The sequence below is a fragment of the Streptomyces sp. NPDC050658 genome, assembly GCF_044457025.1.
Taxonomy (GTDB): Bacteria; Actinomycetota; Actinomycetes; order Streptomycetales; family Streptomycetaceae; genus Streptomyces.
This window is the reverse complement of the sequence record NZ_JBITGM010000009.1, coordinates 331870-344732: the sequence shown is the minus strand read 5'-3', so window position 1 is coordinate 344732 and position 12863 is coordinate 331870. Positions and strand designations below refer to the sequence as shown.

The window sequence follows — 12863 nt, the reverse complement described above, 5'->3', positions numbered from 1 at the left end:
CCCATGCGCACCGTGACAGCCGTGGCCCACCGAGGCGATCCCTACCGCGTCCGCGAGAACACCCTCCCGTCCCTGCGTTCCGCGCTCGAACGGGGCGCGGACGCGGTGGAGATCGACGTCCGCGTCACCCGTGACGGCGTTCCCGTCCTGCTGCACGACGCGGGACTCAAGCGGTTGTGGGGCCACGACCGCCCGCTGTCCGCACTCTCGGCGGACGAGGTGCGCGGCCTCACGGGATACGGCGTACCGACCCTCGAAGAGGCCGTCGAAGCGACGGACGGCCACCGCCTGATGGTGGATCTGCCGGGCGCGACGCCGGAGTCCGTCCGTACCGTCATCGGCACGATCGCCGACTGCGGGGCGGCGGAGCGCGCCTACTACTGCGCGGGCGCGCGGACGATGCTCGCGGTGCGCGCCGCCGATCCCGCCGCCGAGATCGCTCTGACCTGGACGAGCCTGGCCCCGCCGCGCCGCGCCGTGCTCGACGCGATCAAGCCGCGCTGGCTCAACTACCGTTTCGCGCTGCTCGACCGCGAGCTGGCCGTCCACGTACGGCGCGAGGGTTTCCTCGTCTCGGCGTGGACCCCGGACACCCGGCGCTCGATGCGCCGCCTGCTGGACATCGGCGTGGATTCGATCACGACGAACCGGGTCGACATCCTGCGCGCCCTGCTGACGCCCGGCACCTGAGCCCGCCAACGCCCGGCCCACCGCACCGAGCCCACCGACACCCAGCCCACCGATCCCTACCCCACAGGCGGCACCATCGCCTGCGCGTCCACCCCCTCCCCCACCCACAGCCCGATCAGCAGCGCGGCGGTCGCCTCGACGAGACCGGCCCGGTCGAGGCCACCGGCGGCGAAGGGCTCGCAGCCGATGTCCTTCACCAGTTCGCGTACGACGTCCAGGGCGCCCGCGTCGTCCCCGCAGACCGGAACCGCGAGCGGCCGGCCGTCGAAGACCGGCGGGTCCATCCGCCACACGTCCTCGTGGCAGAGGTTGAACGCCTTGACGACACGGGCCCCCGGCGCCGCGTCGGCGAGCCGTACCGCAGCGGCCGGCCCGCCCTCGGTGAGCAGGGCGAACCCAGGACCGACCGGGTTCGAACAATCAACCAACACCCGCCCGCGCAGGGCATCCTGAAGCTCACCCGCAAGCCCCGCTCCCACCTCGTAGGGCACGGCGAGCAGCACGGCATCCCCGAACTCGGCGGCCGCACGCACCGTCCCGTGCCTCGCGGCCCCGATCCGCCCCGCGAGCGCCACGGCCCGCCGCTCGTCGCGCCCGCCGATCAGCACGTCGTGCCCGGCCCGCACCCAGTGCGTACCGAGCGCGTCCGCCATGTTGCCCGTACCGACAATCCCTATCCGCATGACAGTGCACCTTTCCCGGCGCCCCCGCTCTGAGGGCGGCTCGGGACGACAGTAGGAAAGGGCTCAGGCACCATTCGGTACGTGACGAACGACGACCTGCTCGCCGACTGCCGCGCCCGGCTCGCCTTCGATCTGCTCTCCAACACCTGGAACGCGGTGGTCCTGTGGGCCCTGCGGCACGGCCCGCGCCGCCCCGGCGAACTGCGCACGCTCATCGGCGGCATCAGCCCCAAGATCCTCACCGAGACCCTCCGCCGCCTGGAGTACAACGGCCTGGTCTCCCGCCACCGGTACGCCGAGTCCCCACCCCGCGTCGAGTACGAACTCACCGCCCTGGGCGGCACGTTGCTCGCGCCCATCGAGTCCTTCGGGGCGTGGGCCTTCGACCACGGCGACGAGGTGATGGCGGCACAGGAGCGAGCCGATGCCGACACCGATGCCGATGCCGACGCCGATGCCGACCCGACCGACAGACCGGCACCCCCTAGGGGCAATCCCCTCAACTTCCCTGAAATCAAGGCGCGTTGACCCCTTGACTCCCTACGGGACTCCGCCCTCCCCAGTGAGGATCCACACCCCCCGGGCGATCGCCAGGATGGAAGCACCACAGCCCACCCCATCCCACCCTGGAGTCACACCGTGCGCCTCGCCGCCCGCACCGCACTCGCCGCCGCCCTGGCCCTGAGCCTGACCGGCACGGCGGTGGCCCCCGCCCTCGCGAGTGCCCCGGCCGCGGCGGCCGGCGCCGGTCACGCCACGACCGACGCGCCCAACGGCAAGGCCCTGCGCGACGCGATCAAGGGGCTGCCGGACGCCGACGCGACCGCCGCGCTCGTCCGCGTGGGCGGCACCGACGGCACATGGCGCGGCAGTTCCGGCGTACACGACATCGAGACGGGCCGTAAGGCGGACCCGCACGGGCGGTTCCGCGCAGGGTCGACGACGAAGATCGTGACCGCGGCCGTGGCGCTGCAGCTCGTCGCGGAGGGCGAGCTGGACCTCGACAAGCCGGTGCAGCACTACATGCCGGAGCTGTTCCCGAAGCAGGAGAAGCCGTTCAAGCCGATTCCCGTACGCAGCCTGCTCAACTACACCAGCGGCATCAAGGCGGGGTTCGCCTTCGACGACGAACTCGCCCACCGCTACGACACCTTGCTGCCGCGGACCGTCGTCGAATCGGCCATCGCCAAGGGCCCGGCGCACGACCCCGGCGACGAGCAGCACTACCGCAACATCGGCTACACCGTGCTCGGCATGCTGATCGAGAAGGTCACCGGTGACACATACGCCCATCAGGCGAGCAAGCGGATCTTCCGGCCGCTGCACATGCGTGACACCTGCTTCCCCGGCTCCGGCCTCCGGATCCGCGGCCCGCACAACCGCGGCTACCAGTCGGTGAAGCAGCCGGACGGCACGACGCGGCTCGTCGACGTCACCGAGTGGGACCAGACGGACCGGTTCGCGGCCGGCGACATGATCTCCTCCACGGCCGATCTGGAGGTCTTCACGCAGGCGCTGTTCGGCGGAAAGGTGCTCGCCGCGCCGCAGCTGAAGGAGATGCTGACCGTGCCCGCGGACATCGAGGGCGCGATGTTCGGCGGGGGGCCGCAGCGGATGGAGGTCGGCGGCAAGGTGGTCTGGCTCAAGACCGGCTCCCGCTACGGCTATCTGAGCATGATCGCCGCCACCGAGGACGGCTCCCGCACCCTCGTCTACTCGGTCAACTCGACCGACGCCAAGGGCACGGGCATGGACCCGGTCGCCGAGCGGATCGCCATGGCCGCCTTCTCCTGACGGCCCGTGCACGACCCACCCACGACCCACCCACGGCTCACCAGCGGCTCACCACCGCTCCCAGTGCAGCACCTGCTCCCGGGGAATCCGCTTCGCGGGCCGGAAGTCCGTGCCGATGGTGTGCGCCACGGGGATCAGCGCCGCCTGCATCACCTCCCCGAAGGGGATGCCGAGGATGCGGGCGGCCTCCTTCTCGTTGGCCACGTTGCCCGATGTCCAGCAGGTGCCGAGGCCGCGGGCGCGGGCCGCGAGCATGAAGCTCCAGACGGCCGGCAGGATCGAGCCCCAGGTCCCCGCCTGGTGGACGATCGCCGCGCCCTCCGTGCGCCCCTCGACGCAGGGGACGACGAGGGCCGGGACCTCGTGCAGATGCCGGTAGAGGTGCGCGGCGCCGGAGAACACGCGGTCCATGACGCCCGGCGCGACGTTCATGCGCGGGATGTCCCGCTCCGGGATCGCCGGTGAGGTGCCGGGGGCAAAGACTCCCGCGCGCCAGGCGTCGGCCAGCGCCGCGCGCCGCTCCGGGTCGGTGACGATCACGAAGTGCCAGCGCTGCCGGTTGCGCCCGGTCGGCGCCTGGACCGCCAAGTCGACGCATTCTTCGAGGAGTTGACGGCTCACGGGCCGCCCGAGGTCAAGCCGGTGGCGTACCGCGCGGGTGGTGGACAGCAGCTGGTCGGAAGAGAGGTCGAGTGTCATGCGTTGACCTTCACGGGCGGTGGCGCCACGGGACAACGGACGGCTTTCACTGAGCGAAAGCCCAGGGGGGACTGCGGGATGGGCGAGAGCGTGGCCGGTCGGGTCTTCTCGGTGCTGGACGCCTTCGCCGACGGACCGGAGTCCCTGCGCCTGACCGACATCGCGCGGCGCACCGGGCTTCCGCTGCCGACCGCGCTGCGCATGGTCCGCGAGCTGGTCGACTGGGGCGGCGTCGAACGCGCCTCGGACGGCTCCTACCGACTGGGTATCCGGATCAGGGCGCTCGGCGCGACGGCGCCCTGCCCTCGCGGCCTGCTCCGGGCGGCGCTGCCCGCGCTGCGTCAGCTCTCGGCCCGGACGGGCGGGGACGCGGATGTCGCGGTGGAGTCGGACGGGGCCGCCCTGTTCCTGGTGAGCGGTGAACGGCTGCCCCTGCACGCGACGGCCGCCGGAAAGGTGCTCCTCGCGGCGGGGCTCGGGAACGTACGCGAGGGCGAACTGCCCCGCCACACCCCGCACACCGTGACCGCTCCCGCCCGCCTGGCGGCGCAACTGGCGCAGGTCCGCGGCTCCGGTCTGGCCACGGCCCACGAGGAGTACCGCCTCGGCGAACTCGCCTGCGCGGCCCCGGTTTCCCCCACCGGCACGACCCTCGCGGCCGTCACGGTCACGGCCCGCACGACCGGCGTCCCGCAGGCCCGTCTGGCGGCGGCGGTGCGCGAGGCGGCCCGGGCGACGACGGAGGCACTCCGGACGGCCCCGTACGGTGGCTGACCGAAGGCGAGGGAAGGAGGACCGTTCATGGCGTCCGCATGGAACTGGGAGACCGCCGAGGGCCTGCTGGGCATCGACCACCCCGCCGAGGTGGACGCGGCGTTCGAGCGCGGCGAGCGACCGCTCGGCACGGCGGTGATCGGACTGGCCTTCAACTGCCCCCTGGAGGAGGCCGCACCCCGCATCCTGCGCGCGATGCGGCTGCCGGACCACGGCCAACGCGGCTTCGCCTACACGGCGGCGGGCACCGCGGCCCGGCTGCACGGCAGGCTGACCCCGGAGCTCTACGCCGCGCTGCGCGCGGAAGGCCACAGAGGCCTCGCCGAGACCGCCGTCGACGACACCCTCACGTTCGTGCCGTTCCGCCGGCTACCGCCCTGGTTCAAGTGGCGGAAGGTGGCATCGAGGGTGCTGGACAAACTGGAGACCTGGCGGCTGCGCTCCTCGTACGCGCTCGAGGACGCCCGAGAGGCCCTGCGCCGCCGCCGCTCCTGACCGGCGGAGCACCGCCTACAACCCCGCGATCGCGTTCCACCGCTTGGCGAACTCCGTCCGCTCCTGCGACTTGATGTCCCGCGCGATGGCGAGACGCCCCCGCATCGCGTCGTCCGGGAAGATCAGCGGGTCCTCGGCGAGCGCGGCCAGCTCCTTGTCCTTGGAGGAGGCGAGGACGTCGCGGGCCGCCGGGACGGGGCAGACGTAGTTGACCCAGGCGGCGAGTTCCGCGGCGACCTCGGGGTCGTAGTAGTAGTCGATCAGGCGCTCCGCGTTCCGCTTGTGGCGGGCCAGGTTGGGGACCATCAGGGACTCCGCCCACAGTTCGGCGCCCTCCTCGGGGACGACGAACTCGATGTCCGGGTCGTCGGCCTGGAGCTGGATGACGTCGCCGCTGTAGGCCTGGCAGGCCAGGACGTCACCGCTGGAGAGGTCCTTGATGTAGTCGTTGCCCGTGAAGCGGCGGATGTGTTTCGACGCCACCAGCTTCTCCACCCTGTCGCACACCTTGTGGAAGTCGTCCGCCTTCCACTTGGTGATGTCGACCCCGTCTCCCTGCATCAGCAGCGCGAACGCCTCGTCGAGGCCGGAGAGCAGTGTGACCCGGCCCTTGAGGTCGTCGGCCCACAGGTCGGAGACCTGTTTGATCTCGCGGCCGACCCTCCGCTTGTTGTACGCGATGCCGGTGATGCCCGACTGCCACGGCACGGTGTGCTTACGCCCGGGGTCGAAGCTCGGTGAACGCAGCAGCGGGTCGAGGTACCTGGTGACGTTGGGCTGCTCGGCGCGGTCCATCTCCTGGACCCAGCCGAGGCGTACGAAGCGGGCGCACATCCAGTCGCTGATGACGATGAGGTCGCGGCCGGTCTCCTGATGGTTCATCAGGGACGGGCTGATCTTGCCGAAGAACTCGTCGTTGTCGTTGATCTCTTCGGTGTAGCGGACGTCTATGCCCGTCTGCTTCTCGAAGGCGTCGAGCGTGGGCCGCTTCGTCGCGTCATCGTCGTCGGTGTCGATGTACAGCGGCCAGTTGGCGAAGGTCAGCGTGCGGTCCTGCCGGGACCGGTCCCGCGCGGAGCGCTCGTCGGGCGCGATGTACGCCGCCGGCACACCGCACCCCGCGAGCGCACCCATCGCACCGATCGCCGCACCACCGCCCAGGGCTCGGAGCAGGGAACGGCGGGACACGGAGGAGGGCATGAGGTTCGCTCGCACCCCGGCAGCATGCGCCCGTGTGGCCCGTACAAGCAATGGACGCTGCGTCGAGCCCGGCGGTCCGGACCCGACACCCTGTCGATCACCCGGCGCCGCCGGTGGCCGGCCCGGCGCTCACGCCCGCGGCTCCAGCCACCCCGCCAGGTCCCCCGCCGTGATCCGGTCCAGCGGGGCCGCGTCGACCGGCCCCGGATAGAGCCGGTACACCGTGCCGGACGCGACCTCGTCCGCGCCCGGCAACTCCCCGTACAGGAGGGCCAGAAGGGCACGGCGGTCGGCCAGCTCCGGCTCCGCGCGCAGCGCGTCCGGCTCCCAGCCGTCGCGGATCCGCAGCGCGAAGTCGGCGCGCGGCTCGTCCTCGGCGCGGCGGTATCCCCACAGGACGTGCCCGCGTCCGCGCACGTACACGTCGCCGTCCGTGCGGGCGGCCGCCGTCCAGCAGGCCAGGTCCCAGAGCGTGGCCCGGCCGCGCGGCTGGAAGGTGTCGAGCAGGTCGTGTCCGAGGTGCGCGAGCTGCCGCTTGTACCGCCACACGGAGTGGTTGCCCCCGGAGGTGGCGAGCGTGACGTCGGCCCACCACGCGTGCCGGGTACGCAGGTCGACGATCATCGGCACCCGCAGCGTCGCGTCCCCCGCGAGGTCGAAGCGCTGCCGCACGGTCCGCGGGTCGTACGTCGCCCGCCCCTTGCGCTCCACCGCCATGAACCCCGCGAAGGCGTCCGGGAGTTCGTCGAAGGGCACGTCGTTGTACGAGAGCACGACGGGGACGACGAATCGCACCCCCGCGTTCGCAAGGCGCGGCAGGTCGAGGTCCAGGTACTCGGTGGCGCCGTGCGGGGCGGGCGCCGACGTCAGGTCCCCGGAGTGCCGGGCCGCGCCGCCCGCGTACTGCAGATGCGTGTAGTCGCACAGGCCGACGAACCGCCACAGGTCGTCGTAGAGCGCGACGGACAGATCGAGGTCCACGCGCTTGCCCTTGGGCTGCAGCCAGTGCAGGAAGAGCCGCACGGTCTCGCTGTCGGCGGGCATCGGCAGCGAGCTGCCGCGCGGCACCGCGACCAGCGAGGCCGCCGAGGCGCGCTCGGCGAACGGCACGGGCAGGTCGGCGAGCGAGGCGTCCAGGACGGCCAGGTCGTACCGCTCGTCCTCCGAGCAGCCCGTGGCAAGCCTCCGCACGGCCTCCGCCTCGATCAGCTCACCGGCGCGCCCCGCCACGCGGGAGGGCAGCGGCGGCCTCCGGTCCTCGACCGCGTATGCCTTGGTGACCCGGCCGCGCGGGAAGAAGACACGGCGGTGCCCGGGTATGTTCCGGATCTTCAGCTGACCGAACGCGCCGAGCAGCGGTCCGGGAGCGGTGCCCGGCAGCGCGTGCGCGAGCGCCTCGCCCACCGGCTCCGGGAGGGTGACCGAGCCGGAGCGGGCCAGCAGCAGGTCCAGGCGGCGCAGCAGCTCGCCGGGGCGCTCGCGCAGCAGGCCCGCCGCGGCCGTGGTGTCCCAGCGGCCGAGCGCCTCCTCGACCCGCCCCTGCCAGGTGACGACGCGCAGCCGGTCGCCCGCCAGGCGGACGTCCTCGTGCCGGGCGGACTCGGCGAGCAGCGTTTCGGAGAGCGCGCCGTCGTCCAGGCGCGTCCCTCGAAGGACCGCGAAGGCGAGCGCCACGCGCGCGTGCCGGTGGGCGTGCTCGAAGGGGTGCAGGATCTCCCCGGCCCGCTTCCAGACGCGGGGGTGCCGGGCCATGTCCTCGGCGAGCCGCCGGAAGTCCAACCCGTCCAGCAGGGCGAGGAGTTCACGGCGTACAGGACGGGAAAGCCCGCGCAGGCGGGGCAGCTGGAGCAGGTCGGGGTCGCCCCCGGAACGTACGACGAGAAGGCGCAGCACATCGGTGGCGGTGTCCGCGTACCGCCCGACCAGCGGACGCACCTCGGGCAGGTCGAGCAGCGGCGCGAGGGCGAGTGCCTTGCTCTCGCGCAACGGGATGGCCGCGGGAAGCCAGTCGGCGGCGTCGGCCGGGTCCAGGTGCCCCAGGAGCAGCACGAGGTCGTCGTGATCCAGGGGGTTGAGGGGCGTTCGGCGGGCGAGCAATGCCCCCAGCTCATCGGCGGCGTCGCCCGGCGCCCCGAGCCGCAGCGCGCGCAGCACCGGACCGCCGTCACCGCCGAGCCCCGCCCCCGTGTCCAGCCAGGGATCGGTGGGCCCGTCCGTCTCGTAGCGCTGCTCGCAGATCGGGCAGCCGTACCACTCGCAGCACTCGTCGCAGCAGCCCCAGTCGGTCTTCTTGCCGGGGCGGCAGTCGTCGCAGAGGAGATGCGCGCAGGGCGCGAGCGCGCGCACCCGTGCCGTGGTGCCCGCGCAGTTCATGCAGGGCTGGTGCGGCTGGGCGGCGAGGTGCGCGGCGACGGCCGCGGTGAAGCGGTCGTACGCGTACTGGTACGGAATCTCGTCGGGGTACCGCTCGAACAGCGGGGCATGGTGCCGGTCGGAGCCGAGCAGCGCGTCGACTCCGGCGAGCAGCCGCAGCCCGGTCGCCCGCAGCTCCCGGAGGGACAGCGCGGTCAGCGCGCGGCGCAGCGGGGCGGTCAACAGGTGCCCGCGGTCGGCGAGTTCGGCTTCGAGTACGACGACTGCGGCATCGGTCTCGGCACAGCGCCCCGCGCCCTCGGGTACGTACACGGTCTGCCGACGGCGCAGCAGCAGCCCCGCGAGATCGTCGGTCGTCGTCATCAACTCACACCCCCCGTGCGGCAGAAGGCGGGGGCGGAGAGTGCGTGCGCTACGGATCTTTTTGCAGAAGAAGAAAAGAAGGAAGCACACGACGGAGCCGCCCCCGCGTACGCAACCGTACGCGGGGGCGGAAGGGCCGGGCACCTCAATTAGGCGCCGGGCGAAGCGGTGGTGCTCAGCCCTCGATGGACGTCATCACGTGCTTGATGCGCGTGTAGTCGTCGAAGCCGTAGCCCGAGAGGTCCTTGCCGTAGCCGGACTTCTTGAAGCCGCCGTGCGGCATCTCCGCGACGAGCGGGATGTGCGTGTTGATCCAGACGCAGCCGAAGTCGAGGACCTTGGACATCCGCATGGCGCGGGCGTGGTTCTGCGTCCAGACGGAGGAGGCGAGGGCGTAGTCGACGCCGTTCGCGTACTCGACGGCCTGCTCCTCGTCCGTGAAGGACTGGACGGTGATGACCGGGCCGAAGACCTCGTTCTGGATGATCTCGTCGTCCTGCTTGAGGCCCGAGACGACGGTCGGGGCGTAGAAGTAGCCCTTCTCGCCGACCCGCTGGCCGCCCGCCTCGACCTTGGCGTGCGCCGGAAGGCGGTCGATGAAGCCGGAGACCTGCTTCAGCTGGTTGGCGTTGTTGAGCGGGCCGAACAGCACGTCCTCGTCGTCCGGCTGGCCGGTCTTCGTGTCGGCGGCGGCCTTGGCGAGCGCCGTCACGAACTCGTCGTGGATGGACTCGTGGACGAGCACGCGCGTGGCGGCCGTACAGTCCTGGCCCGCGTTGAAGAAGCCCGCCACCGAGATGTCCTCGACGGCCTTGGCGATGTCGGCGTCCTCGAAGACGACGACCGGCGCCTTGCCGCCCAGCTCCAGGTGGACCCGCTTGAGGTCCTTGGAGGCGGACTCGGCGACCTGCATGCCGGCGCGCACCGAACCGGTGATGGAGGCCATCGCCGGGGTCTTGTGCTCGACCATCGCGCGGCCCGTGTCACGGTCGCCGCAGACGACGTTGAAGACGCCCTTGGGGACGATGGAGCCGATGATCTCGGCCATCAGGACGGTCGAGGCGGGGGTGGTGTCCGACGGCTTCAGGACGACCGTGTTACCGGCCGCGAGCGCCGGGGCGAACTTCCAGACGCCCATCATCATCGGGTAGTTCCACGGCGCGACCTGCGCGCAGACGCCGATCGGCTCGCGGCGGATGATGGAGGTCAGACCCTCCATGTACTCGCCGGCCGAGCGGCCCTCGAGCATCCGGGCCGCACCCGCGAAGAAGCGGATCTGGTCGACCATGGGCGGGATCTCCTCAGACCGGGTGAGTCCGATCGGCTTGCCCGTGTTCTCGACCTCGGCCGCGATGAGCTCCTCGGCGCGCTCCTCGAACGCGTCGGCGATCTTGAGGAGGTACTTCTGGCGCTCGCCCGGCACCAGGTCACGCCAGGCGGGGAACGCGGCGGCGGCCGCCTCCATGGCGGCGTCCACGTCGGCCTGGCCCGACAGCGGCGCGGTGGCGTACGGCTCGCCGGTGGCGGGGTTGACCACCTCAGTGGTCCGGCCGTCGGCGGCGTCCCGGAATTCTCCGTCGATGTAGTTACGCAGACGGCGCAGCTCGGTGGTCACTTCCGGCCCTCCAGTCAGATGTCCAGTGGATGAGACACCCACCCTAGTCGTTCTACCAACGCTTTCAACATACCCGGCCGCCCAGAACTGCGAAATCCGTGACGTTCGAAGCTCCAAACAACGAATTTCATCGATCTGACCTTGCGGAACCGACGAGACCTGTGCACCATGGGGTTGTGGCCAGTCGCAGCGCAGATTCCAGCAGTTCCCGACACGGGAACGGTTCTTCGTCCATCGACGCCGTCTCCCTGGCGATCATCGAACAGCTTCAGGAGGACGGACGCCGTCCGTACGCCGCCATCGGCAAGGCCGTGGGCCTGTCCGAGGCAGCCGTACGGCAGCGCGTCCAGAAGCTGCTCGACCAGGGCGTGATGCAGATCGTCGCCGTCACGGACCCGCTCACCGTGGGTTTCCGACGGCAGGCGATGGTCGGCATCAATGTCGAGGGCGATCTGGATCCTGTCGCCGAGGCACTGACGGCCATGGCCGAGTGTGAGTACGTGGTGATGACCGCGGGCTCCTTCGACCTGATGGTGGAGGTCGTCTGCGAGGACGACGACCACCTTCTCGAAGTGATCAACAAGCGCATCCGCGCCCTCCCCGGCGTGCGCTCCACCGAGAGCTTCGTTTATCTGAAGCTCAAGAAGCAGACCTATATGTGGGGAACCCGATAGCCGTGAGCAAGGACCTCAGCCAGACCGCGTACGACCACCTGTGGATGCACTTCACCCGCATGTCGTCGTACGAGAACGCGCCCGTTCCCACCATCGTGCGTGGCGAGGGCACCTACATCTTCGACGACAAGGGCAAGAAGTACCTGGACGGCCTCTCCGGCCTGTTCGTGGTCAACGCGGGCCACGGTCGTCACGAGCTCGCCGAGACCGCCTACAAGCAGGCTCAGGAGCTGGCCTTCTTCCCGGTGTGGAGCTACGCCCACCCCAAGGCCGTCGAGCTTGCCGAGCGTCTCGCGGACTACGCGCCGGGCGACCTCAACAAGGTCTTCTTCACCACCGGTGGCGGCGAGGCCGTCGAGACCGCGTGGAAGCTGGCGAAGCAGTACCACAAGCTCAACGGCAACCACACGAAGTACAAGGTCATCTCCCGCGCGGTCGCCTACCACGGCACCCCGCAGGGCGCCCTGTCCATCACCGGTCTGCCGGCCCTGAAGGCCCCCTTCGAGCCGCTCGTCCCGGGCGCGCACAAGGTGCCGAACACCAACATCTACCGCGCCCCGATCCACGGCGACGACCCGGAGGCCTTCGGCCGCTGGGCCGCCGACCAGATCGAGCAGGAGATCCTCTTCGAGGGCCCGGAGACGGTCGCGGCCGTCTTCCTGGAGCCGGTGCAGAACGCCGGTGGCTGCTTCCCGCCGCCGCCCGGCTACTTCCAGCGCGTGCGCGAGATCTGCGACAAGTACGACGTGCTGCTCGTCTCCGACGAGGTCATCTGCGCCTTCGGCCGTCTCGGCACGATGTTCGCCTGTGACAAGTTCGGCTACGTCCCGGACATGATCACCTGCGCCAAGGGCATGACCTCGGGCTACTCCCCGATCGGTGCCTGCATCGTCTCGGACCGCATCGCCGAGCCGTTCTACAAGGGCGACAACACCTTCCTGCACGGCTACACCTTCGGTGGTCACCCCGTGTCCGCCGCGGTCGGCCTCGCCAACCTCGACATCTTCGAGAAGGAGGGTCTCAACCAGCACGTCCTCGACAACGAGGACGCGTTCTACCAGACCCTGCGCAAGCTGCTGGACCTGCCGATCGTCGGCGACGTCCGCGGCAACGGCTTCTTCTACGGCATCGAGCTGGTGAAGGACAAGGACACCAAGGAGTCCTTCAACGACGAGGAGACGGAGCGCGTCCTGTACGGCTTCCTCTCCAAGGCGCTGTACGACAACGGCCTGTACTGCCGCGCCGACGACCGTGGCGACCCGGTCGTCCAGCTGGCCCCGCCGCTGATCTCCAACCAGGACACCTTCAACGAGATCGAGGGCATCCTGCGCCAGGTCCTCACGGAGGCCTGGACCAAGCTCTGAGTCACCCCGTGACCTGAGGTCAGCGACACCGGCCCGGGGGCGCCCGTTCGAGTGAGAACGGGCGCCCCCGGGCCGCGTCGTTTCCCGGCTTCGCGACCCGGATCCCTAGCGTGCCCAGTGACCGATCGGCCCCGCCTTC

Annotated in this window: 11 protein-coding genes and 1 pseudogene; 7 read left to right on the top strand and 5 right to left on the bottom strand. The window is 71.0% G+C overall.

The annotated features are described in order from the left end of the window. The first annotated feature begins 3 nt into the window (after positions 1–3). Entirely contained in the window at positions 4–690 is a 687-nt protein-coding gene (locus tag ACIBKX_RS29595; RefSeq protein WP_363273517.1) for a glycerophosphodiester phosphodiesterase, read from the top strand. Positions 691–746: 56 nt separating this feature from the next. On the opposite strand, the gene ACIBKX_RS29590 is transcribed toward ACIBKX_RS29595, so the two are convergent. Then, positions 747–1373: an NAD(P)-binding domain-containing protein gene (locus ACIBKX_RS29590; RefSeq protein ID WP_363273518.1), complete on the bottom strand. Its 627-nt coding sequence runs from the start codon at positions 1371–1373 to the stop codon at positions 747–749. Positions 1374–1454: 81 nt separating this feature from the next. On the opposite strand from ACIBKX_RS29590, the pseudogene ACIBKX_RS29585 reads away from it, so the two are divergent. After that, a pseudogene (locus ACIBKX_RS29585) lies at positions 1455–1793 on the top strand (winged helix-turn-helix transcriptional regulator); the annotation flags it as partial. Between the two features lie 219 nt (positions 1794–2012). Beyond that, a complete protein-coding gene (locus tag ACIBKX_RS29580; RefSeq protein WP_363273520.1) occupies positions 2013–3167 on the top strand; it encodes a serine hydrolase domain-containing protein in 1155 nt (384 codons plus the stop codon). Positions 3168–3215: 48 nt separating this feature from the next. Here the strand turns inward: ACIBKX_RS29580 and ACIBKX_RS29575 are convergent, their stop codons facing one another. Then, on the bottom strand, positions 3216–3866 hold the full coding sequence (locus tag ACIBKX_RS29575; protein WP_363273521.1) for a nitroreductase family protein: 651 nt from the start codon (positions 3864–3866) through the stop codon (positions 3216–3218). Between the two features lie 78 nt (positions 3867–3944). Here ACIBKX_RS29575 and ACIBKX_RS29570 point away from each other — a divergent pair, with 78 nt between their 5' ends. Together ACIBKX_RS29570 and ACIBKX_RS29565 are read left to right on the top strand one after the other, a co-directional pair. Beyond that, entirely contained in the window at positions 3945–4640 is a 696-nt protein-coding gene (locus ACIBKX_RS29570; protein WP_363273522.1) for an IclR family transcriptional regulator C-terminal domain-containing protein, read from the top strand. A 27-nt stretch (positions 4641–4667) separates the two neighbouring features. Next, positions 4668–5135, top strand: a complete 468-nt coding sequence (locus ACIBKX_RS29565; RefSeq protein ID WP_363273523.1) for a hypothetical protein — start codon at positions 4668–4670, stop codon at positions 5133–5135. 15 nt (positions 5136–5150) lie between these two features. Here the strand turns inward: ACIBKX_RS29565 and ACIBKX_RS29560 are convergent, their stop codons facing one another. The 3 genes from ACIBKX_RS29560 to ACIBKX_RS29550 form a co-directional block, all read right to left on the bottom strand. Further along, the gene (locus ACIBKX_RS29560) at positions 5151–6335 is read right to left on the bottom strand and encodes a spermidine/putrescine ABC transporter substrate-binding protein (protein ID WP_363273647.1); all 1185 of its coding nucleotides are present in this window, start codon (positions 6333–6335) and stop codon (positions 5151–5153) included. Between the two features lie 129 nt (positions 6336–6464). Beyond that, positions 6465–9071 (bottom strand): MXAN_6230/SCO0854 family RING domain-containing protein, encoded by a 2607-nt coding sequence (locus tag ACIBKX_RS29555; RefSeq protein WP_363273524.1) that lies wholly within the window; start codon positions 9069–9071, stop codon positions 6465–6467. 175 nt (positions 9072–9246) lie between these two features. Then, entirely contained in the window at positions 9247–10686 is a 1440-nt protein-coding gene (locus ACIBKX_RS29550) for a gamma-aminobutyraldehyde dehydrogenase (RefSeq protein ID WP_363273525.1), read from the bottom strand. 161 nt (positions 10687–10847) lie between these two features. Here ACIBKX_RS29550 and ACIBKX_RS29545 point away from each other — a divergent pair, with 161 nt between their 5' ends. Further along, complete coding sequence (locus tag ACIBKX_RS29545) at positions 10848–11360, top strand: Lrp/AsnC family transcriptional regulator (protein ID WP_361822707.1); 513 nt, start codon at positions 10848–10850, stop codon at positions 11358–11360. Beyond that, positions 11345–12724, top strand: coding sequence for an aspartate aminotransferase family protein (locus ACIBKX_RS29540; RefSeq protein WP_363273526.1), 1380 nt, complete (start codon positions 11345–11347; stop codon positions 12722–12724). Before ACIBKX_RS29545 ends, ACIBKX_RS29540 begins: the two co-directional genes overlap by 16 nt. The last annotated feature ends 139 nt before the right edge of the window (positions 12725–12863 follow it).